This is a genomic window from Acidovorax sp. Root267 (assembly GCF_001429215.1).
Taxonomy (GTDB): domain Bacteria; phylum Pseudomonadota; class Gammaproteobacteria; order Burkholderiales; family Burkholderiaceae_C; genus Acidovorax; species Acidovorax radicis.
In genome coordinates this window covers 1-21132 of sequence record NZ_LMJC01000009.1, presented here as the reverse complement: position 1 = coordinate 21132, position 21132 = coordinate 1, and the positions used below count along the sequence as shown (strand labels likewise).

General features: G+C 63.2%; 17 protein-coding genes and 1 tRNA gene. 15 read left to right on the top strand and 3 right to left on the bottom strand.

Features of this window, described 5'->3' with window-relative positions:
* Nucleotides 1–5 precede the first annotated feature (5 nt).
* A complete protein-coding gene (locus ASE39_RS08945; RefSeq protein WP_100199408.1) occupies nucleotides 6–533 on the top strand; it encodes an EF-hand domain-containing protein in 528 nt (175 codons plus the stop codon).
* Nucleotides 534–666: 133 nt separating this feature from the next.
* A complete protein-coding gene (locus tag ASE39_RS08940; protein ID WP_057270934.1) occupies nucleotides 667–1989 on the top strand; it encodes a TAXI family TRAP transporter solute-binding subunit in 1323 nt (440 codons plus the stop codon).
* Nucleotides 1990–2100: 111 nt separating this feature from the next.
* Here ASE39_RS08940 and ASE39_RS08935 read toward each other — a convergent pair whose 3' ends face one another.
* Both ASE39_RS08935 and ettA read right to left on the bottom strand, forming a co-directional pair.
* Nucleotides 2101–4536, bottom strand: a complete 2436-nt coding sequence (locus tag ASE39_RS08935) for a DUF1631 family protein (RefSeq protein WP_057270905.1) — start codon at nucleotides 4534–4536, stop codon at nucleotides 2101–2103.
* 60 nt (nucleotides 4537–4596) lie between these two features.
* Nucleotides 4597–6258, bottom strand: a complete 1662-nt coding sequence (gene ettA / locus ASE39_RS08930) for an energy-dependent translational throttle protein EttA (RefSeq protein WP_057270904.1) — start codon at nucleotides 6256–6258, stop codon at nucleotides 4597–4599.
* Between the two features lie 243 nt (nucleotides 6259–6501).
* Here ettA and ASE39_RS08925 point away from each other — a divergent pair, with 243 nt between their 5' ends.
* The 4 genes from ASE39_RS08925 to ASE39_RS08910 all read left to right on the top strand — a co-directional run bounded on the left by ASE39_RS08925 (nucleotide 6502) and on the right by ASE39_RS08910 (nucleotide 12156).
* A complete protein-coding gene (locus ASE39_RS08925; protein WP_057270933.1) occupies nucleotides 6502–8337 on the top strand; it encodes a DEAD/DEAH box helicase in 1836 nt (611 codons plus the stop codon).
* 67 nt (nucleotides 8338–8404) lie between these two features.
* Nucleotides 8405–8989, top strand: coding sequence for a nucleoside-diphosphate sugar epimerase (locus tag ASE39_RS08920; RefSeq protein ID WP_242421392.1), 585 nt, complete (start codon nucleotides 8405–8407; stop codon nucleotides 8987–8989).
* Nucleotides 8990–9040: 51 nt separating this feature from the next.
* Nucleotides 9041–10150: an endonuclease/exonuclease/phosphatase family protein gene (locus tag ASE39_RS08915; RefSeq protein ID WP_057270932.1), complete on the top strand. Its 1110-nt coding sequence runs from the start codon at nucleotides 9041–9043 to the stop codon at nucleotides 10148–10150.
* A 209-nt stretch (nucleotides 10151–10359) separates the two neighbouring features.
* Entirely contained in the window at nucleotides 10360–12156 is a 1797-nt protein-coding gene (locus ASE39_RS08910; RefSeq protein ID WP_082615376.1) for a M14 family metallopeptidase, read from the top strand.
* 282 nt (nucleotides 12157–12438) lie between these two features.
* On the opposite strand, the gene ybaL is transcribed toward ASE39_RS08910, so the two are convergent.
* Nucleotides 12439–14190 carry a YbaL family putative K(+) efflux transporter gene (gene ybaL, locus ASE39_RS08905; protein WP_057270903.1) on the bottom strand — a complete coding sequence of 584 codons (1752 nt, stop codon included), beginning with the start codon at nucleotides 14188–14190 and terminating at the stop codon, nucleotides 12439–12441.
* Between the two features lie 206 nt (nucleotides 14191–14396).
* On the opposite strand from ybaL, the gene ASE39_RS08900 reads away from it, so the two are divergent.
* The 9 genes from ASE39_RS08900 to ASE39_RS08865 all read left to right on the top strand — a co-directional run bounded on the left by ASE39_RS08900 (nucleotide 14397) and on the right by ASE39_RS08865 (nucleotide 21060).
* Nucleotides 14397–14473 (top strand) — tRNA-Arg (locus tag ASE39_RS08900).
* 175 nt (nucleotides 14474–14648) lie between these two features.
* Nucleotides 14649–15893 carry an integrase arm-type DNA-binding domain-containing protein gene (locus ASE39_RS08895; protein ID WP_057270902.1) on the top strand — a complete coding sequence of 415 codons (1245 nt, stop codon included), beginning with the start codon at nucleotides 14649–14651 and terminating at the stop codon, nucleotides 15891–15893.
* A 100-nt stretch (nucleotides 15894–15993) separates the two neighbouring features.
* The gene (locus ASE39_RS26320) at nucleotides 15994–16602 is read left to right on the top strand and encodes a hypothetical protein (RefSeq protein WP_140426727.1); all 609 of its coding nucleotides are present in this window, start codon (nucleotides 15994–15996) and stop codon (nucleotides 16600–16602) included.
* Nucleotides 16603–16734: 132 nt separating this feature from the next.
* Nucleotides 16735–17004, top strand: a complete 270-nt coding sequence (locus ASE39_RS08890; protein ID WP_057270901.1) for a helix-turn-helix domain-containing protein — start codon at nucleotides 16735–16737, stop codon at nucleotides 17002–17004.
* Entirely contained in the window at nucleotides 17001–17261 is a 261-nt protein-coding gene (locus tag ASE39_RS08885) for an AlpA family phage regulatory protein (protein WP_082615373.1), read from the top strand. Before ASE39_RS08890 ends, ASE39_RS08885 begins: the two co-directional genes overlap by 4 nt.
* A gap of 11 nt (nucleotides 17262–17272) precedes the next feature.
* Nucleotides 17273–17566, top strand: coding sequence for a helix-turn-helix domain-containing protein (locus ASE39_RS08880; RefSeq protein ID WP_057270900.1), 294 nt, complete (start codon nucleotides 17273–17275; stop codon nucleotides 17564–17566).
* A complete protein-coding gene (locus tag ASE39_RS25765) occupies nucleotides 17559–19970 on the top strand; it encodes a DUF3987 domain-containing protein (RefSeq protein ID WP_082615371.1) in 2412 nt (803 codons plus the stop codon). The genes ASE39_RS08880 and ASE39_RS25765 overlap by 8 nt, the downstream gene beginning before the upstream one ends.
* The gene (locus ASE39_RS08870; RefSeq protein ID WP_140426726.1) at nucleotides 19970–20470 is read left to right on the top strand and encodes a hypothetical protein; all 501 of its coding nucleotides are present in this window, start codon (nucleotides 19970–19972) and stop codon (nucleotides 20468–20470) included. Before ASE39_RS25765 ends, ASE39_RS08870 begins: the two co-directional genes overlap by 1 nt.
* Nucleotides 20467–21060 carry a hypothetical protein gene (locus tag ASE39_RS08865; RefSeq protein ID WP_057270898.1) on the top strand — a complete coding sequence of 198 codons (594 nt, stop codon included), beginning with the start codon at nucleotides 20467–20469 and terminating at the stop codon, nucleotides 21058–21060. The genes ASE39_RS08870 and ASE39_RS08865 overlap by 4 nt, the downstream gene beginning before the upstream one ends.
* Nucleotides 21061–21132: the final 72 nt, after the last annotated feature.

Genomic DNA, 21132 nt, shown 5'->3' with positions numbered 1-21132 from the left:
CAATGATGATCACAACCCAAACCCCACACGCTCTGCGCACCATGCGTTTGCTGTGCAGTGCAGCAGCGGCAGGCACCTTCGCTCTGGCTTGTGCATCCGCCGCGCAGGCAGCGGATGCCCCGGTGTCTTCCCCCACATCCCCACCCAAGGTGACCACCACGGCCCAGAAGCCAGCAGCACCATCGCGCGCCAACCGGCTCCAGGCGATCTGCTCGTCTGCTGACATGAACCACGACGGCAAGGTGTCTCTGGAGGAGTTTCACCGGGATATCGTGCAAGGCTGGCACAACCTCTCGCCCGATGCGACAGGCCATGTCCAGCTCTCCGACCTGGCCCAGGTGCCGCGCATGGGCAAAGGCCGCCTGAAGCGACTTGCAGCCGTTGACACGGACAGCGACGGCAAGCTGTCATTCAAGGAAGTCGTTGAAAGCCGCATGGCCTATTTCGACGCGGCGGATACCGATCAGGACGACCAGCTCTCCCTTCCGGAATGTGTGGCTTACGAGCGCCAGCGGCGCGGCAGCAAGCCATAGATCTCAGGAACCCCTGTCGCTCCTGGCCTAATGTGCCTGGAGGGCGTACGCCACAGCCGCATGAGCAACCACGGGGCCTCGGATGGTCACAGAGGCCTCGTGGTTGCTCCACCCCATGTTCAGCACTTATTCCATGTCCCAGGCTTTCCGCAACACACTGCTTTCTCTGCGCGATCTGATCGTGTCAGCCGGTCCTCTCGCATTTCTGGCAGTGGGTTTGCTGGTGCTGGCTTACTGGTGGCTCAACCCCAATCCGCCAAAAACCGTGACACTGGCCACGGGCCCGGCGCAAAGCGCCTACGAGGAATTTGGCAAGCGGTACCAGAAAGCGCTGGCCGTGGACGGCATCGAAGTGCGGCTACTGCCCAGCGACGGCTCTTCGCACAATCTCCAGTTACTGCGGGAAGGCAAGGCCGATGTGGCTTTTGTGCAGGGAGGCACAGCCGAATTGCAGCCCGATGACGCCGACCAGCTGGTATCCCTGGGCAGCCTCTTTGTAGAACCCGTGTGGCTGTTTTACCGCACGGATTCCGCCGAACGTGCGTACAACACACCGCGCATCGACAGCCTGCGGCAGCTGCGTGGCTGGCGGGTCAATGTAGGCTCGGACGGCAGTGGCGTGCCCAAATTGATGGAGCGCCTGCTCGACGCCAACAAGGTGTTGCCAGGCTCCGTGCAGATGTTCCGGCTGGAGCAAACGCCCGCAACCGTGGATTTTCTGGCAGGCAAGCTCGATGCGCTGGTGTTTGCATCGGCCCCGGAGTCGCTGATGGTGCAGATGCTGCTGCAGACCCCCGGCGTGCAGTTGCTGGACTTTGCCCAGCACGAGGCCTATGCACGGCGCTTTCCGTTCCTGACGCCCGTCACGCTGCCTCGCGGCGTGGTGGATCTGGCCGCCAACGTACCCACACGGGATGTGCGACTGGTGGCATCCACCACCTCGCTGCTGGCACGCGATGCCACACACCCGGCCCTGCTCACGCTGTTTGCGCAAAACGCGCAGAAGCTGCATGGCGGATCGGGTTGGTTCAACCGGGCCCGGGAGTTCCCCAACTCACGCAACAGCGAACTGCCAATGGCCAAGGAAGGCGACCGGGCCATGAACGAGCCGGTGCCGATGCTGCAGCGCTACCTGCCGTTCTGGATGGCAAACCTGATCGAGCGCATGTGGCTGGTGCTGGGCATCCTGCTGGCGATCATGCTGCCACTGTCGCGCGTCGTGCCACCGTTGTACCAGTTCAGGGTGCGATCACGCGTTTTCCGCTGGTATGGCCGGCTTCGTGAGATTGAAAACGACATGGAGGCTGGCAAGGCAGATTCCGCAGAACTGCTCAAGGCCCTCAATGCACTGGAGGCACAGGCCGAAAAGGTGAGCGTACCGTTGTCCTACGCCGACGAGCTGTACGCGCTGCGCAATCACATCCACCTGGTGCGCAAAAAGTTGCTCCGCAGCTGAGTGCACCTGGGCGCACCAAGGCGCACCGGTGGATTGAGCGCCTCTTTTCTACGGGACAGCAGGTAGTGCGAACCGTCAACGTGATTTCGGAACGCCTGGAGGGCTCCCGCACTAGCGGGTCTTGGAAGACTTGGAGCCCAGCGAAGCCACTTTGGAGGAAGGGGCGCCGCTGGCCGCCTTCCGGGATGATCCTGCTGCAACAGCGTCCAGAACACGGGCTGTCGTGGGCACAGCCGGAACCACCCGCAAGGAACCATCCGCAGCCAGCTTATCTCGCATGCGCCGGGTCATGGACTGCGTGCTTGCATCGGGTGCGGTGAAAAGGAACAACGTGCCGTGCGGGCTTGCCCAGGTGAGTTGCGTGCGCACGACCCTGCCATTGGTGACCAACTCGACCCACGCGCCAATCACAAAATCAGCATAGGGATCCGGTGCATCCACCTGCACCTGGGCGCTGTCTTCAGGGACAGCGGCAGAAGATGGTGTTTCTGCAGGTGCGACTTCGACCACCACCTCGGGCTCTGGCTGTGGCACCGGCACTGGCGCGGGGGCAGGCTTTTCAAAGGCCGACTGGTGCAATCCCACCAGCCGCTGCAGAAACGCGCTGGTTTGAACTGCGGGGTAGTTGATGGTCTTGAGCCCCTTGCGCAGCTTGGCCAGCAGGCCGGGGATGGCCTCGTTCAGGCGGTCTGGCTCCTGGCGGGTCAGGTCGGGTTGTGAGCTCCACAGCAGCACCGGCACCAGCGCCAGGTAACCCCCGGGATCTTCGTCCTGGCCATCGCCACCCTTCAACACCTGCGCCAAAGCGATCACGTCAGCCCAGGGGCCGGCAGCAAAATCGAGCACGTCGGCAGGGACGTTCTCCAGGTCTGGCAACCTGCGGATGTCTGCCGCCGTTTTTTCGGCCAGCATTTCCCGCTGCTCCGCCTGCAACAGGGCTTTTTGCTGCGCCTCCTGATGGGCTTTGATCTTTTGTTCCTGGGTCTCCCAGGCAGACTGCAGGGCCTTGAGTACGGTATCGAAAGGCCCTGCATCCTTGATTTCGTTGGCGGTCAGGTGATCCACCGCCCCTTGGACCAGTCGCATGAAGCGGCTGAACCCTGGTGTGGACTCGGCAGTGAAGGCCAGGCTGCGCTGCGTCAGTTCGTCGAGCAAACGGCGTGCAGGATGAGATCCATCGGTGAAAAACCGCCCGTCGTGTGACACCAGTTGCTTGAGCGCGGGCTCAAGGCTTTTCACGGCCTGCTGCACGGGCGGCAACAGGCGGGCATCCTGGGCAATGTTCTGCATCATGCGGCCGACCACTTCCATGGCCATCGCCGGTGACTGGGTGGCCGCCTCCATCGGCATCGCGGCGTAAACCACGGGGGCCACGCCCGGTCCCCGCCACCCCGTCAAAGGTGCCGACAGCGAAGCCGCCTGGCTGCCACTGGCCAGCCTGCCCACCAGGCGTTCGAGCTGGGCCATGTCCTCGATGGCTTCTGCAGCAGCCCCCGCAGGAAGATAGCCACCATGGGCCGCCACTTGCGCGCCGCCGCCCACGCCAGCGGGAGCCACCCAGACGGGCTGCAGCGCTACCGGCTGTGATGGCATGGCACCATATGCACGCGGGTCAAAGGGATCGCCGCCTGCCAACATCTGGCGCAGAATTCCCACTGTCAGCAGTGCCTCTTCTGCAGCCGCCCCAGGCCCCATCTGCGATTGCATGGAGTCGCCGCTCCAGCCTGTCGATGGGCCGACGCCCCGACCGTACCCGGTAGTGCCATAGTCACCCATTGGCGTAGCCATGGAGTTGCCATAGCCTGAGTAGCCGCCACCATAGCCGGTGCCCATCCCGGTATTCGGGCCGGCGCCGCCATAGCCGCCGCCTCGGCCGGAATTGCCAGCGGGAGTTCCCAGCACGGCGTAACCCACGGGTTGCACCCCGTGTTCGCGCAGGCTCGCCGCCGTCTTCTTGTATTCATCCACCAGCAGCTTGCCCAAAAGGTCACGCATGTGCTGCATCCACAGCTGGCGCACTTCCGGCGACACACCGGTATCGCCGACAACCTGCTGAAGGGCGCGGATATAGCTTTCGGGACGCAGTGGATTGCGCTCGGGCTGCACACTGCGCAGCCCCTGCGCGGAACTCACCAGGGTATTGAGTTCTGCGAGCACTGCATCGGTGGCATGCAGCGCCGACTGCTGCGCCTTGGAGAGCTCCACCTGCGCCTGCATCTCGTTCTCATCCATGAGCGAGAGCTCGCCAAAGTCCATGCCAGTGTCTTCGGCCGAACTGCGGCCTTTGGCCGTAGACGGACCTTCGGCAAAGATCTCCAGCAGCGCCATGGGATAGCCCTTGACCAACGCCGCTTCGTGCTGGTTCAGAAACCTCAGGCTGTCGCTGACCAGATTGCGCTGCTGGATATTGCGGACGACAGACTCCTCGCCGGTCAAGGCCCCTTGAGTAACCTTGACCAGCTCCTGCATCAACGCCTCGCCCCCACGCACGGCGTTGACGACACAGGCGCGAAAAACAGTTCTCGAACGAGAAGCGGACTGGGACATGGTGGGGAGGAATCGATCGGACGACAGGTTTCCAGATGCAATGCTACTTGACCTGACGCCTTATTTGAGGGCTTTGAACCTCATTCGCTTGGGTTTTGCACCCTCTTCACCCAGTCGCTTCTTCTTGTCAGCCTCGTACTCCTGGTAATTGCCGTCAAAGAACGTCCACTGGCTGTCACCTTCGGCGGCCAGGATGTGTGTGGCGATCCGGTCCAGGAACCAGCGATCGTGGCTGATTACCAACATGGTGCCGGCAAATTCCAACAACGCATCTTCCAGAGCCCGCAGAGTTTCCACGTCCAGATCGTTGGAGGGTTCATCCAGCATCAGCACGTTACCGCCGGCAATCAGGGTCTTGGCCAGGTGCAGGCGACCGCGCTCCCCCCCGGAGAGCATGCCGACCTTCTTTTGCTGATCGCCGCCATTGAAGTTGAACCGTCCGCAATAGGCGCGGCTCGCCATCTGGAACTTGCCGACGTTGAGGATGTCGAGTCCGCCTGACACGTCTTCCCACACTGTCTTGTCGTTGGACAGGTCATCACGGTGCTGGTCCACGAAGGCCATCTTGACGGTGGAGCCAATGACGACCTCACCCGAATCCGGCGTCTCCTTGCCGGCGATCAGCTTGAACAGCGTGGACTTACCGGCGCCGTTGGGCCCGATGATGCCAACGATGGCGCCTGCAGGAATGTTGAAGCTCAGGTTGTCGATCAACACACGGTCGCCAAAAGATTTGGTGACGTTCTTGAACTCGATCACCTGACTGCCCAAGCGGTCCGCCACAGGGATGAAGATTTCGTTGGTTTCGTTGCGCTTCTGGTATTCGTAGTCGCTCAGTTCCTCAAAGCGGGCCAGACGGGCCTTGCTCTTGGCCTGGCGGGCCTTGGGGTTCTGGCGCGACCACTCCAGCTCCTTCTTCAGGGCCTTGGCGCGGGCTTCTTCACCCTTTTGTTCGGCTTCCAGACGGGCGCCCTTCTGGGTCAGCCAGTCGGAGTAATTGCCCTTGTACGGGATGCCGGAGCCCCGGTCCAGTTCCAGAATCCACTCTGCGGCGTTGTCGAGGAAGTAGCGATCGTGGGTGATGGCCACCACGGTGCCCGAGTAGCGTTGCAGAAACTGTTCCAGCCAGTCCACCGATTCGGCATCCAAGTGGTTGGTTGGCTCGTCGAGCAGCAGCATGTCAGGCTTGGACAGCAGCAGTCGGCACAGGGCCACGCGGCGCTTTTCACCACCGGAGAGCACGCCAATGTTGGCGTCCCACGGGGGCAGGCGCAGCGCGTCGGCAGCAATTTCAAGCTGGTGTTCCGAGTCGGTACCGGCGGTGGCAATGATGGCTTCCAGCTCGGCCTGTTCGGCGGCCAGCGCGTCGAAGTCCGCATCTTCGGCGCCGTAGGCGGTGTAGACCTCGTCCAGACGGGCCTTGGCGGCAAATAGCTTGCCCATGCCCGCTTCCACGCTCTCGCGCACAGTTTGCGTGGGGTCGAGCTGGGGTTCCTGGGGCAGGTAACCGATGTTCAGGCCCGCCATGGGGATGGCTTCGCCTTCGATTTCCTTGTCAAGGCCCGCCATGATCTTCAGGAGGGTGGACTTGCCCGAACCGTTGGTACCCAACACGCCAATCTTGGCACCTGGGAAAAAGCTCAGGGAAATGTCTTTCAAAATCTGCCGCTTAGGGGGCACGATCTTGCCGACGCGATTCATGGAAAAAACGTATTGGGCCATTGAGTGTCAAACCTGCAAAAGTGAGCAGAAATTCTGCGTGCAAACCGAGATTATCGGGCCATGCGACAATACCCACCGTAGCGGGCTCCAGTTGCCTGCCACATCAGCACACTGCTGGGGACGAAGGAAGCATCAGCTTCCAGGCTCCCACCCTTGAACCTCGTCGGCTTGAGACTGGCTCGGCAACCCCCCGGTTGTACGACAGGCCGATACCCAGCGCCCCGGATGGGCGCATTCAACGACATGACATTTGACGAACTGAACCTGGCTCCTGCCATCCTGAAGGCCGTGCACGAAACGGGCTACGAAACCCCCACGCCCATTCAGGCCCAGGCCATCCCCGCCGTGCTCGCAGGCCACGACCTTCTGGCCGGCGCGCAGACTGGCACCGGCAAGACCGCCGCGTTCACCCTGCCCCTGCTGCACCGCCTTTCGCAAAGCGCTGCGCCCAAGAACAAGTTCGGCGGAAAGGGCATCCGTGCCCTGGTGCTGACGCCCACCCGCGAGCTCGCCGCCCAGGTGGAAGAGTCCGTGCGCGAATACGGCAAGTACCTCGACATCAACTCTACCGTCGTCTTCGGCGGCGTGGGCATGAACCCGCAGATCGACCGCATCAAGCGAGGCGTGGACATCCTGGTGGCCACCCCCGGCCGCCTGCTGGACCTGCAGCAACAGGGCTTCCTGGACCTGTCGACCGTGCAGGTGCTGGTGCTCGACGAAGCCGACCGCATGCTGGACATGGGCTTCATCCACGACGTGAAGAAGGTGCTGGCCCTGGTGCCCCGCGAAAAGCAGAGCCTGCTGTTCTCGGCCACCTTCAGCGACGAGATCCGCGACCTTGCCAACACGCTGCTCAAGAACCCCCAGAGCATCCAGGTCACGCCCAGCAACACCACGGTGCAGCGCATCACCCAGGTGATCCACCCCGTGGGCCGCGGCAAGAAAAAGCAGGTGCTGCTGCACATCATCCAGCAGCACAACTGGAGCCAAGTGCTGGTGTTCACCCGCACCAAGTTCGGCGCCAACAACGTGGCCGAGTTCCTGACCAAGAACGGCGTGAACGCCATGGCGCTGCACGGCAACAAGAGCCAGAGCGCCCGCACGCAAGCCCTGGCCGGCTTCAAGAGCGGTGACATCCGCGCCCTGGTGGCCACCGACATCGCGGCACGCGGCATCGACATCGACGAGCTGCCACACGTCGTCAACTACGAAATCCCGAACGTCTCGGAAGACTACGTCCACCGCATCGGCCGCACCGGCCGTGCCGGCAACAGCGGTGAAGCCGTGAGCCTGGTCTGCATGGACGAAGAAGGCTTCATGATGGACATCGAGCGCTTCACCAAGCAGCAGATCCCCGTCCAGATCATCGAAGGCTTCGGCCCCGACGCCGGTGAGAAGGCCGAGCCCATCGCCATGGGCCGCCAGACCATCTGGGGCGGCGCAGGCAAGCCCCCGAGCCGCGACGTGATGCAGGCTGCCGCCAAGGCCGCCCGCAGCGAAATGATGGAACGCATCCGCACCAACAAGGCCGGCCAGGGTGCTGGCGGAGGTGGTGGCGGTGATCGCGGCCCCCGCCCTGCCGGCGGTGGCAATGGTGGTGGTGGCCGTGGCGGCCGCGCTGGCGGCGGTGCCGCAGCCGGCGGCGGTGGTGGTGCCAATGGTCCGCGTGGCGGCCGTGCGGGTGGCGGCGGCCAGGGCGGCGGCGCACGCGCTGGCGGCCAGGCTCCTGCACGCGGCCGTTCCGGCGGCGGTGGCAACGGTGGCGGTGGCGGCTATGAAGGCGGCAACCGCTACGATGATTCGCAACCCCCACGCGCCAATGCGCACCTGGGCACGCACATGGGCCATGCAAACCCGGGCCACCGCAACTCCGGCCATGCCGCCGGTGGCGCTGGCGGCCAACCCGACCCGATGCGCACGAGCGTGGACAGCATGGGCGGCGGCGGTCGCCGTGGCGGTGGTTATCGTGGTGGCAACGGTGGAGGTGGCGGCTATGGCGGAGGCGGCACGGGTGGTTCTGGTGGCCGGGGCAACGGGTCTCGTGGGTCGGGCGGTTCTCGCGGCTCTTTTGGCCGCTGATCCGTCAGCATCCGAAAGCACAATCAACGTAAGCGCAGCGCCCTGCAACGAGGCGCTGCCGCCTGAGGTGCATGCACTGCATGCCCTGGGTCGGCGCACGCCGGATATCCAACACCCACGGCTGCACCTGCACGCCGTGGACTTTGCAGCACTGGCGGCCAAGCCCGCCCTGCGTGGCCTGCCGCATGTGGACGACGTGTACATCACGCTCGGCACCACCATTGCAGCGGCCGGCAGCCAGCAGGCCTTTCGCGCCGTGGACCAGGATGCGGTGATCGCCACCGCGCGCACGGCTCTGGCGGCTGGTGCCTCCCGCTGCGGCGTGGTGACCGCCATGGGCGCCGACGCCCGCTCCCGCATCTTCTACAACCGCGTCAAGGGCGAGGTCGAGCAGGCGCTCCAAAGCCTGGGCTTCACCACGCTGGTGATCGCACGCCCCTCCCTCCTGCTGGGTGAACGCCAAGCCCTGGGCCAGGCCGCGCGCCCCGCAGAGTCCTTGTCCATCAAGGCCTTCAAGCTGCTGGACCCACTGATTCCTGCCAACTACCGTGCCCGCCCGGGTGTCGATGTGGCCCGAGCCCTGGTCCATGCTGTACAGACACGCCCGGCCGGGCTGCACGTGCTATCAGGCAGCGCACTACAGGCCTTCTGATTTGCCGCCTGGCCCCGGGCTGCAGCAGCTCCTTGTGCGATGCTGTGGCCCATGCGCCCCAACGACCTACCCCAGCCCCTGGCCACTCTGATGGTGGCCACCTGCAATGTGCTCAACCTGGCCAATCCCGGCCGCCTGTTCTACGAGAATCAGGACCCCTACAGCCAGACAGAGTTTGATCGCAAGCTCACTTGGCTGGGCGACCGGTTTCGCATGCTCAATGCCGATGTGCTGGCCGTACAGGAGGTGTGGGACGACGCCGCCTTCAAGGGCGTCCTCAGCCGCAGCGGCCTGCGCTATGACTTCGTGGAGGTTCCCGGGGCGGAGAACGATGCCACGCATGGCGGTGCACAGGGTACCCCCCGCGTGGGCATCGCCACACGGCTGAAAGTGGATGCCTTGCAATCGTTTGCGGAGTTTCCACCGGGCTTCCAGGTGGACGTTCCAGGCCTGGGCCTGCATACGCGCTTCGAACGGCCGCCACTGGTTGCCACCTTGCGCATGAAGCATGGACAGTGCCTGAATGTGCTGACGACCCACCTCAAATCCAAGCGACCCAAGTTTCTGCAGGATGCGCAGGGCAACCCGGCCGAAGACCGGGACGACCGCAAGGTCATGGCACTGGCATCGCTGCGCTCCCTGATCATGCGGGGCGCCGAGGCCATGGCACTGCGCTGCCTGGTCATTGACCTGCTGCACCGCACCAGCGTGCCGCTCGTGGTCATGGGCGACTTCAATGACACGCCCGACAGCGTCACCACACAACTCATCTGCGCCACCAATGAGATCGCCTATGACCGCTCGGCACGCGATGTGGCGCTGTTCAATGCCTACGATCTGCAGGGCGATGCGGCACTAAAGAAGGACGTGGCGTACTCACACATCCACCAGGGCTCGCCCAGCGTGCTCGACCAGATACTGGTGAGCGAGGAGTTCGTGCACAACGGCAGGAACAGCGTGGGCGATGTGAGGCGCGTGGACTATTTCAACGACCACCTCCACGAAGGGCGTGATCGCACCCGCTCGGACCACGGCTTCGTGCGCGCACTGCTGCGCTTGAAGATGGCGCCGCAGACGGATCCCTTACCCACGCCGCCCACCCCCGCCACGGCGGCTGCGACCCAGCCCACCAGCCCACTCCCTCCTGCCCCAAAATTGTGACGCTGTAGAGGGTTTTGGCTCCTTCATCATGGGTTTGCAACGGGATGTACGCTGACACGGCATGGCATTGGCGGGCAGGTAACATCCACGTAACAAAGCCGTCCCACCAGGGCCCAATGGCAAAGATCACCATGAACATGCACTCCACCCGCCACAGCGCCTCACCAGAAGCCTCTTCGGCCCAGCCCCCACACGCCCACCGGCTGCGGATGCCGTGGAAGGCATCTGCACTGCTGGCAGCCGCGTTGCTGACGGCGTGCTCCAGTACTCCGCTGCCCCCATGGCCATCCACGCCCGCAACACGAACGAGCGCACCGGCCCCGTTGCCCCGCGTACAACCAGGTACGGTAGTGCTCGCGCCCTTGGGCCAGGCACCCCAGGCTCAGGCGCAGCGCCAGGGTGCGGTAGCCAGCCCCTTGCCGCCGCCCGCCCCGCTGGTGGTGCAAAACGAAGGCCCCATGGCGCCCCCCTATGGCGCGGCGGTGGCGGCTCGGTTCCCCGATCCACCCATGGCATACAGCACGCCCGGCCTGGGGCCGGACCGCAGGGCCTTCACCACCAATGCCGAACTCGGCCAATGGCTGCATGCGCTGGCCGACCCTGCGCCCCGCAGCTCCACGCGCACGAAGCTGCTCAACTTAGGCACGTCGCAACGCGGAGAACCCATTCTGGGCCTGCTGGTCACCCGCGCCACGGGCACCGAGCCCGCCAACCTGGACACAAGCGGTCGGCCCACGGTGGTCATGATCGGCCAGCAGCACGGAGACGAGCCCGCAGGCAGCGAGGCGCTGCTGGTGATCAGCCGCGAACTGACGCAGGGCCTGCTTGAACCTTTGCTGGACAGGATCAACGTGGTGGTGGTGCCCCGTGCCAACCCCGATGGTGCGGCCGTGGGCACCCGGGTCACAGCGAATGGCGTGGACATGAACCGCGACCACCTGCTGCTGAACACCCCCGAGGCCCGTGCGCTGGCGAAGGTGGTGAACGACTACCGCCCCATCCTGGTGGTGGATGCCCACGAGTACACGGTGGTGGGCCGCTACCTGCAAAAATTCAACGCCATCCAGCGCTACGACGCACTGCTGCAATACACCACCACCGCCAACTACCCCGAGTTTTTGACCAAGGCTTCGCAGGAGTGGTACCACCAGCCCATGGTCGCGGCACTCAACACCCAGGGACTGACAAGCGATTGGTACTACACCACCTCCACCCTTCCAGACGACAAGCGCGTCTCCATGGGCGGCACGCAGCCCGACACCGGCCGCAACGTGAATGGCCTGAAAAACACCGTGAGCCTGTTGATCGAGACACGTGGCGTGGGCATCGGGCGCATGCACATCCAGCGACGCGTGCACTCGCAGGTCACGGCCATCACCAGCGCCTTGCGCAGCACCGCCGAGCGGGCGGCCAACCTGGAGCAGGTTCGTTCGTTTGTGGCGCGCGATGTGAGCGCCCAGGCTTGCCGCGACCAGGTGGTGGTCGAGGCCGCCGCCACGCCCACCCAGCGCGAACTGGATTTCCTCGATCCCGAGACAGGCGCAGACCGCCTGATCCGCGTGGACTGGAACTCATCCCTCACCTTGCGCCCGACAAAAACCCGTGCCCGGCCGTGTGGCTACTGGCTGTCGGCCAGCTCTACCGCCGCCGTCGAGCGCCTGAGGCTGCTGGGCCTGCAGGTGATGCGAGTGGCCGAGCCAGGGTCTGCGCTGGCCGACATCTACCGCGAAACGGGCCGGGATTCCGGTGACCGGCAGGACGTGATCGGCACCATCGCAGGCGGTACGGGCATCGTGCGCGTGCAGGTGTCGCCCGTACGCAGCGCCATCGACGTGCCAGCCGGCAGCTTCTACGTGCCCCTGAACCAGCCCCGCGCCAACCTGGCCGTGGCCGCGCTCGAACCCGACACGCAGAACAGCTACTTCGCCAACCACCTGATCGATGAGCTGGCGAATACCGCACGTGTCATGGCGCCCCCAGCCCTGGTATTTGAAGATACCAATTAGGACTAGCGGGAGGCTTGCTGGAACTTCACGCAGGCGGCCCAACCGATGGCTCGACGTGCTGATGCAGCGCCCCGCCGTGCAACGCGGGCTGGAGGTAGCCAGAGACTTGCGCACGCCCCTGACCGACGAACCACGCAAGGTGTTGCGGCAAGCGTGCGGGAAGGCGCAGGAGCTGGGCCGACCCGATTGAGCGTGCAATCACAGTCACCATCGACAGTCACTATAAAATTAGTAGCTATCAGCGCTTATCTATCAAGCGCCAACAGCCAAAAATACTGGAATTCAGACCCGACTGTGTAGCGATGCAGGGCTGGTGTGTCGCGCACGGCGTGCTTCGGTACGCTCCAGCACATGGTGGGCCATGGCCTGGGCCAGCGCTTCATCGGCCAGAAACACCGTGCTGTCGCACTCCTGTGCAAGCCGCCGCGCCTCATCTCCACTGTGGCTGCGCACCACGGTTTCGATATGGGGGTTCAGTGTGCGCGCGGTGGTGATGATCTGCCGCACATTCAGGGTATCTGGCGTTGCAATGACCAACATGGCGGCCCGGGCGATATGCGCCTGTATCAGGACGGCAGGGTCCACGGCGTCCCCAAAAACTGCCGCGATGCCAGACTCCCGCAACGACTCCACCAGTTCACGGTTTTGCTCGGCCACCACAAACGGGATGTCGTTGGCCACCAGCAGGTTGGCAACGCGGCGCCCCACCCTGCCGTACCCCACCAAAACCACCTGCCGTGCAAGATAGCGGGCGTCAGTGCTCATGGGCAGTTCGGCCAGGGGATCGTCGCGCTGCTCCAGCCGCCGCGCAAGTGCCGAGCGAGCCCGCAGCCAAGCCTGCAACGGTGCAATGGCATGAAAGAGCATCGGATTGAGCGCCATCGAAATCAGCGCCCCTGCCAGCACCAGGCTGGCCCCTTCGGGTGGCAGCAGCCCCAGGGAGGAGCCCAGCGCCACCAGAATGAAAGAGAACTCCCCAATCTGGGCTAGGCTTGCGGAAACCGTCAGCGCCGTATTGAGTGGGTAGCGAAATGCCAGCACCAGCGCGGCAGCCGCCAGCGTCTTGCCCAGCATGATGATCGCCACCACCGCCAGCACCTGAAACGGCCGGTCCCACAGCACGGCGGGATCAAACAGCATGCCCACCGAGACAAAAAACAGCACGGCAAAAGCGTCGCGCAGCGGCAAGGACTCTTGCGCAGCCCGGTGACTGAACTCCGACTCGCGCATCACCATGCCTGCGAAAAAAGCCCCCAGCGCAAACGACACCCCAAACAGCGCAGCAGACCCAAACGCAATGCCCACCGCAGCCGCCACGACGCACAGCGTGAACAGTTCCCGCGACCCCGTGCGCGCCACCTGCCAGAGCACCCAGGGAAACAGGCGGCGCCCCACCAGCAGCATCAGCGCAACAAAGCCCCCGACCTGCAGCAACGTCCATCCCAGAGTCTTCCACAGCGCCGTGCCGTCCACGCCCTGGGCCGTGGCACCCTCGCCCCCATTGCCGCCCAGCCAACCAGCCAGCGGCGGCAGCAATACCAGCACCAGCACCATGGCCAGGTCTTCCACCACCAGCCAGCCCACGGCAATCCGGCCTGTGTGGCTGTCCAGAATTCCCAGGGTTTCCAGGGCACGCAAAAGCACCACCGTGCTGGCCACCGAGAGCGCCAGGCCAAACACCAGAGCCCCGCCCAGACTCCAGCCCCACCATGTGGCCAAAGCCATGCCCAGCGCCGTGGCCACCATCATCTGCACTACGGCCCCAGGCACCGCAATCTTGCGCACGGCCAGCAGGTCACCCCAGGAGAAGTGCAGACCGACGCCGAACATCAGCAACATCACACCGATTTCGGCCAACTGGCTGGCCATCGCGGCATCCGCCACAAAGCCAGGTGTGTAAGGCCCGATGACCACGCCCGCCAGCAGATACCCGATCAACGCTGGCAACCGCAACCGAGTCGCCACAAAACCCAACGCCAGGGCCAGCCCGAGCGCGGCAGCGATGGTATTTATGAGCGTGACGCTGTGCGGCATGGTGCGGGCGACGGATCAAGGAAAACCGTTGGTGGGTATGTGACCTTGTTATACCCGCATCCGCCGTGCTTCTGCTACTGCCAATATCAGGATGGTCATCGCAGGGAAGGCTCCGGCCGCAGGTTATGATTCGCGCTCTGCGCCACGGCGCGGTTGCGGAACGCTCCGCAAAGCAAGTAAGCACATCTTCGCCGAAAGCCTGTTTACTGCCCGTAGCTCAACTGGATAGAGCAATAGCCTTCTAAGCTATAGGTCGGGGGTTCGAGTCCCTCCGGGCAGGCCAAAACAGCCTCTCAGACCATCTCACAACCTCTCAGAACCCGCACGTTTCCTAGCGTTGCGGGTTTTTTGTTGTCTCAGGCCGTTTCACTGCGTACCATGACATACCAACAAAAAGTTGGTACTTCTGCTGGTATCTCAACATACCGAATGGGCAGATACCAACAATTGGAGCACGCATGGCACTTACCGACACCTTTGTGAAGAACATCAAGCCCGCCGGCTCCGCCACGGGTGAGAAGCACACCGATGGGCAGGGCCTGTACCTCCACGTCAAACCAGCGGGCAAGTATTGGCGTATGAACTACCGCCACCTCGGCAAACAGAAGACGCTGGCGCTCGGCGTGTACCCAGAGGTCTCGCTCGCCAAAGCCCGCAAGCGCCGAGAGCAAGCCCGCGAGCTGCTGGCCGAAGGTTTAGACCCTGGCGTCACCAAGACGGCTGAGAAGCTAGCAACCAAAGTGGCCGCAGCCAATACGTTTGAAGCAGTGGCCCGTGAATTCCACTCCACTCAGGCCAGCGGCTGGAGCCCCCGCTATGGGGCGCGGTGGATCGAGCGCATGGAGAAAGACCTGTTCCCGCACATCGGCAAGCTGACCCTGCCCGCAATCACCGCGCCGGTGCTGCTGGACGCACTGCGCAAGGTAGAGAAGCGCGGCGCCAACGAAACCGCCCACACCCTCCGCCAGACCGCCGGGCAGGTGTTCCGCTACGGTGTTCAGACCGGGCGCTGTGAACGCAGCCCCGTAACTGACCTGCACGGCGCATTGAAGCCCATCGTCGTCAAGCACATGGCTGCCGTGCTGGAGCCTGCCAAGGCGGGCGAGCTGCTGCGGGCCATTGATGGCTACACCGGCCAGCCTATGACGAAGGCGGCGCTGGCGCTGTCTGCACTGCTGTTTCAACGCCCCGGCAACATTCGGCAGATGGAATGGGCGTGGATTGACTTTGACAAGGCCCTACTGACCATCCCATCCCAGGACATGAAGCGGCGGCTGGCGCAAAAGCTCAACGGCAGGCCGCACTTTGTGCCCTTGGCTGCCCAGGCAATAGCCATCCTGAAAGAGCTGCAGCCCCACACGGGCCATGGCCGCTATGTGTTCCCCAGCCTGCGCACGGGCGAACGGGCGATGAGCGACAACACCATCAATGCAGCCCTGCGGCGCATGGGCTTTGCCTCCGACGAAATGAGCGCGCACGGGTTCCGGGCCATGGCGCGTACGCTGATGATTGAACGCATCCACGGCATATCCGCCGATGTGATCGAAGCCCAACTGGCGCACGGCAAATCAGGGCCGCTGGGCGCTGCCTATGACCGGGCGGAATTCATGGAGCAGCGGCGCAGGATGATGAAAGAGTGGGCGGACTATCTGGACAAGCTGCGCAAAGGGGCCGATGTGATCCCGCTGCACGGCGCGGCATGACGCCGAGCCAATCGATTCGCCAGCCCTAGGCTGATCCCCGAAAACCCGTTTCCCCTGACGGGCTGGGCTGGCATCTTTTCAGGGAGCGTGAGGGAACGCTATGGTCGAGACTGAAATTTCTTCAGAAGAACGCGAAGAGCGCCGAAAGAAGCGTGATGAGGCGCTTCGCGAGTATTACCGCAAGCGCGAAGAAGAGTTTAATAGTCCCGAAATGCTTGCGCACAGGAAACGGCTGATTGAAATGTGCGATAACGATATTCAAAAACTGGCTCAATTTGCCGTTTCGATGATGAATAATGGATCAGCTTTGCACAAAGAGAATGAAGAGCTGGTTAAAAAACTGAACGATATATATTTCTTGGCGTCAGGGCTTTCCTCTGAAAAGTCAAAAGCGCAGCCCCATGAGAAATTTAATATCGCTAGATACACACTTGAGCATGAACCCGACAATCCCATTGCTTTAACGTTTATAGCAGCAATGAAAACGAGCAAAACTCTGGCAGCAAAAGCAAACGCCTACAAGGGGCATTCTGAAAATCATGACATTCGTAATGAAATATTTGCTTGGCTCAACGCCAATTTCCGGCCAGGCATGAGCCTTAACGATGCCGCAGCTCAGATGGCGAGTAAGGTTGTGCCGCTCAAATACGAAGCAGTCCGACGCCATTGCACGGCGTGGAATAAAGCCCGAAAGGCCGAGGGCGCATAGCCTCTGCTAGTAGAGTAGATACCCTGCTGGCATACTAACTATGCTGCCAGCCTGTGGAATTAACAACCACTCATATTTATCTGACCATTACCCATCAATAACTTTTGGCCTACGCCAGAAAGGTAATGGGAAATGGAAGCAACGCTGCAACCCGCCGCAGAAAATCAACTCGACCGCCTGCGCGCATTGGCAGACAAACTGGACTGCCTGACTGAAACGGACGTGATGTTATTGGGCAAGCTGTCCCAGAGCACAGTAGAAGCATGGAGAAAGCGCGGAACCGGCCCCGCATACATCCTGCTGGGTAATCGCTACCTCTACCCACGCAAGGCCGTGGCGCAGTATCTGGAAAGCGCAACACGCACACGCAGTCATCAGTCCGCAAAGGAGGTGCTGCAGTGATCCACCGCAATTCCCAAAGCGCTGCGCCCTCCATATTCGACGCCTTGCCAGACAGTGCCTTTATCCGCGAAGCGCAACTTGTCCAGAGCCCCAAGCGCCCCAACAGCCCAGCCCCCCTGCCCTTCAGCGCCCCCACCCTGTGGCGCAAGGTGAAGGCGGGCACGTTCCCTAAGCCGCACCGCTTGTCTGAGCGCGTGACGGCCTGGAAGGTGGGCGACGTGCGCGCATGGATCAACCGACACACCGCCGATGCGTAAGGGGGCACACCATGCACACCGACGCAACCAAGCGGCAGGCCCTGGCCGAGATTCTGGCCGCGCATCCGAGCACCGACACCACGGCGCAATGCACGCGCATCCGAGCTGCGCTGGCCCGCTTTGCACTCACCACGTTTGAGGCTTCACGCTATCTGGACTGCTACGACCCGCGCGCACGGGTGATGCAACTGCGCCATGCCGGTGACGTGATCCGCACGCACTGGCAGACGGTAAAAACCGAAGGCGGCGGCAAACACCGCGTGGGGCTCTACGTGCTGGAACCCAATGGGGGCAACCATGCATAGCGCCATTGATGGATTCAGCACCGCCATGGAGGCAGCGGGCCTGACACCCCCACCCACCATAGAACCCGATGGAAGCCTGCACCGCTTCAACACCAGCGGCAAGCGCGGCGACGACTCCGGCTGGTATGTGCTCCACTCGGACGGCATCGCGGCCGGTGTGTTTGGCTGCTGGCGCAACGGCTGGTCACAGACCTGGAGCAGCAAGCCCGACACGGCCATGACGCAGGCCGAGCGCGACGCGCACCGCCAGCGCATCAAGGCCATGAAGGCGCAGCGCGATGCCGAGCAGGCGCAGCGCCAGCAACTGGCCCGCCAGACAGCGGCGGCGCTATGGCAGTCGGCAGCACCGGCCATGCTGCATGAATACCTGGCACGCAAGGGCATACAGCCCCACGGCGCACGGTGTGATGGGCTGCGGCTGTTGATACCCCTGCGCGATGTGGACGGCACCCTGCACAGCCTGCAGACCATTGAACCCGATGGCGACAAGCGATTCATGCCCGGCGGGCGTGTGGCGGGCTGCTATCACTCTATGGGCAAGCCTAAGGGCGTGCTGGTGGTGTGCGAGGGCTTCGCCACCGGGGCGAGCATCCACGAAGCCACGGGGCACGCGGTGGCAGTGGCTTTCAACGCGGGCAACCTGCTGCCCGTGGCCCAGGCTTTGCGCGGCGAATACCCGGCGCTGCGCATCATCGTGGCAGCCGACGACGACTGGCGCACCGAAGGGAACCCGGGCCTGACCAAAGCCACCGAGGCAGCCAAAGCGGTGGGCGGAAACCTGTCAAAACCTGTCTTTGGCGATAACCGCCGGGAGAAGGCGACGGACTTTAACGACCTGCACCAACTGCTGGGGCTGGAAGCGGTGAAGGCGTGCATTGATGGGGCTGCAGCGACTGGGGCCGACAGCGGCTGGCCTGACCCCGCGCCCCTGCCCACGGGCCTGCCAACAGTGGCAGCGTTTGATCCCGAGCTACTGCCCGAGGCCCTGCGCGGCTGGGTGATAGACATAGCAGATCGTATGCAGTGCCCGCCCGACTTTACGGCGGTGGGGGCCGTGGTCGCGCTATCCAGCCTCATCGGCGCGCGTGCGGTGGTCAAGCCCAAGGCGCGCGACGATTGGGCCGTGGTGCCCAACCTGTGGGGCGCCATCGTGGGCCGCCCTGGAGTGATGAAGTCGCCCGCACTGAGCGAGGTATTGAAGCCCCTGCAGCGCCTTGAAAAAACAGAGCGGGAACAATGGCAGTCCGCGCGCGAAGCCTGGCAACTCGATTGCAAGGTGGCCGAGCTGGCCGCCAAGACCAACGAAAAGCAAGCCGCAGCCCAGGCCGCCAAAGACCCAGTTAAGGCACGAGCGCTGCTGCAACCCGCCGACAAACTAGCAGCAGAGCCCACTATGCGGCGATATGTGGTCAACGATGCCACGGTGGAGAAGCTGGCCGAGCTGCTGACGGTGAACCCGTGGGGCACGCTGGTTTACCGCGACGAGATCCACGGCCTGCTTTGCAGCATGGACAAGCAGGGGCAGGAAGGCGCACGAGGCTTTTATCTGACGGGCTATGACGGCAACCAAGGCCACGCAGTGGACCGCATCGGGCGCGGTGAATCGTTTGTGCCGCGCGTGTGCCTGGCCATGCTGGGCGGCATTCAACCCGGCAAGGTGCAAAGCTATGTGCGCGAGGCGGTGGCAGGTGGCGCCGGTGATGATGGCCTGCTGCAACGCTTTGGGCTGACGGTGTGGCCCGACGTGAACCGCGAATTTGTCTATGTGGATCGGTGGCCCGACACCCCAGCCAAGCAGGCAGCATGGGCAGTGTTTGAGCGTCTGAACCAACTGCAGCCTGCCAACGATTGCGATGCTCAGGAATGGCACTTCACCCCCGAGGCGCAAGCCTTGTTTGAGGAATGGCTGATCCCGTTTGAAACCGAACTGCGCGGCGAGGAACTTCACCCGGCGCTGGTGTCGCATCTGGCCAAATACCGCAAGCTGATCCCGGCCCTGGCGCTGATCTTTGCCCTGGTGGATACCCCGGACAGCGCGAACCTGATCCATGAGCGTGAACTGATGCGTGCTCTGTCATGGGCCGAGTACCTGCGCACCCATGCCGAACGCTTGTATGCCGCAGCGGTGATGCCCGAAACCAGCGCAGCCAAGCAACTGCTGGACAAGATCAAGGCGGGCAAGCTGGCCGACAGCGACGGTGCATTGCTGGATGTCTTCGCCCCCCGGCAAGTCGCAGTAAAGCATTGGGCAGGGCTTGGCACACCAAACGCAGTGCGCAAGGCGGCCAACCTGTTGGCCGACTACGGCTGGCTGGAGCGCGAGTCCACGCCCAGCGGTGCGGCGGGTGGCCGCCCCAGCGAGCGCTACTTGTTGCACCCCATGCTGGTGAAAGGAGGCCTGTGATGAAGTGGCTGCAGCGCCTGAAATCGGCCACAACGACTAACACCGACGCTACGAAACCTACAGAACCGGGTTTCGTAGGTTTTGTAGCGTGCCCAGTGGCACCTTCTGAAAAATTCGCAGCCCCGAAGCAGCCACCAGCCAACGAAGCCCGCACCGACCCCGACCACTGGTGCTGGCCGTACGGCTCTGCGATGAACTCCGCAGAGATCGACACCTTCACGGCGCGGCTTGCGCGTTTCACCGACAAGGGGCTCACCCTTGCCGATGCCGAGGCATTGACCGACGGGCTGGTCAAGCGCGACCGGGAAATGGACGACCGAAGCCTGTGCCTGGAGTGCGTCCACCTGCAAGGCGGTACCGGGCGCTGGCGTTGCGGTAATGCAGTGGTGGCAGGCATCGGTCTGCGTGCGGCAGATGCACAGCTACCGAGCGATCTGACACACCAGCCACAGCGCTGCGCTGGCTTCACCAACTTTCACGGTCAAGGAACTAACCAATGAGCAAACCCACCAAGAAACACGAATCGCTCGAAAGCGGTCTTCCTTCTCAACGCTTGAACCGAAAAGCTGTGCCGTCCATCAATGGCGCAACGCCGGAAGAAAGTGCCCTGAACTTCGCCAACCTGATGATCTCGCCCGAAATGGCGAGTTTCCGGGTCATCACCAACCGCGAACGCCAAGAATTGATGGAGCAACTGGATACGCCCGCCTTGATCGACGCATTGCGCCTGCAGACCAAGGCGGTGCACAAGGGCGATCTGCGGGCAGCGGAAGCCATGCTGATGAACCAAGCGACGGCCCTGCAATCGCTGTTCGTGAAACTGACGGAGACCGGTTTGCAGGCGAACCTCTTGCGCCAGCAGGAAACCGCACTGCGCTTGGCTCTCAAGGCCCAGAGCCAGTGCCGCGCCACCCTTGAAACCCTGGCCAACATCAAGAACCCGCCCGTCGTCTATGCCAAGCAAGCCAACGTGACTACCGGCCCGCAGCAGATCAACAACGGGCCACAGACCGCCCCCACGGGCACGCGGGAAAACGTTTTTGAAGAAAACAAACTGAAGGAGCGTGAGCGTCCAGTCCGACCATCTTGAACACTCGCTAGAGTCATAGGAGCCTCGTGTCCACCTCAACTCTTGGTGGACACGTGAACACTATCCCCGATC

Excerpts from the sequence above, each read along its gene's own strand:
- ASE39_RS08935 (WP_057270905.1), bottom strand. The coding sequence starts at position 4,536 with ATGTCCCAGTCCGCTTCTCGTTCGAGAACTGTTTTTCGCGCCTGTGTC.
- ASE39_RS26320 (WP_140426727.1), top strand. The coding sequence starts at position 15,994 with ATGGTCGAGACTGAAATTTCTTCAGAAGAACGCGAAGAGCGCCGAAAG.
- ASE39_RS08945 (WP_100199408.1), top strand. The coding sequence starts at position 6 with ATGATCACAACCCAAACCCCACACGCTCTGCGCACCATGCGTTTGCTG.
- ASE39_RS08910 (WP_082615376.1), top strand. The coding sequence starts at position 10,360 with ATGCCGTGGAAGGCATCTGCACTGCTGGCAGCCGCGTTGCTGACGGCG.
- ettA (WP_057270904.1), bottom strand. The coding sequence starts at position 6,258 with ATGGCCCAATACGTTTTTTCCATGAATCGCGTCGGCAAGATCGTGCCC.
- ASE39_RS08895 (WP_057270902.1), top strand. The coding sequence starts at position 14,649 with ATGGCACTTACCGACACCTTTGTGAAGAACATCAAGCCCGCCGGCTCC.
- ASE39_RS08870 (WP_140426726.1), top strand. The coding sequence starts at position 19,970 with ATGAAGTGGCTGCAGCGCCTGAAATCGGCCACAACGACTAACACCGAC.
- ASE39_RS25765 (WP_082615371.1), top strand. The coding sequence starts at position 17,559 with ATGCATAGCGCCATTGATGGATTCAGCACCGCCATGGAGGCAGCGGGC.
- ASE39_RS08940 (WP_057270934.1), top strand. The coding sequence starts at position 667 with ATGTCCCAGGCTTTCCGCAACACACTGCTTTCTCTGCGCGATCTGATC.
- ASE39_RS08890 (WP_057270901.1), top strand. The coding sequence starts at position 16,735 with ATGGAAGCAACGCTGCAACCCGCCGCAGAAAATCAACTCGACCGCCTG.
- ybaL (WP_057270903.1), bottom strand. The coding sequence starts at position 14,190 with ATGCCGCACAGCGTCACGCTCATAAATACCATCGCTGCCGCGCTCGGG.
- ASE39_RS08880 (WP_057270900.1), top strand. The coding sequence starts at position 17,273 with ATGCACACCGACGCAACCAAGCGGCAGGCCCTGGCCGAGATTCTGGCC.
- ASE39_RS08915 (WP_057270932.1), top strand. The coding sequence starts at position 9,041 with ATGCGCCCCAACGACCTACCCCAGCCCCTGGCCACTCTGATGGTGGCC.
- ASE39_RS08925 (WP_057270933.1), top strand. The coding sequence starts at position 6,502 with ATGACATTTGACGAACTGAACCTGGCTCCTGCCATCCTGAAGGCCGTG.
- ASE39_RS08865 (WP_057270898.1), top strand. The coding sequence starts at position 20,467 with ATGAGCAAACCCACCAAGAAACACGAATCGCTCGAAAGCGGTCTTCCT.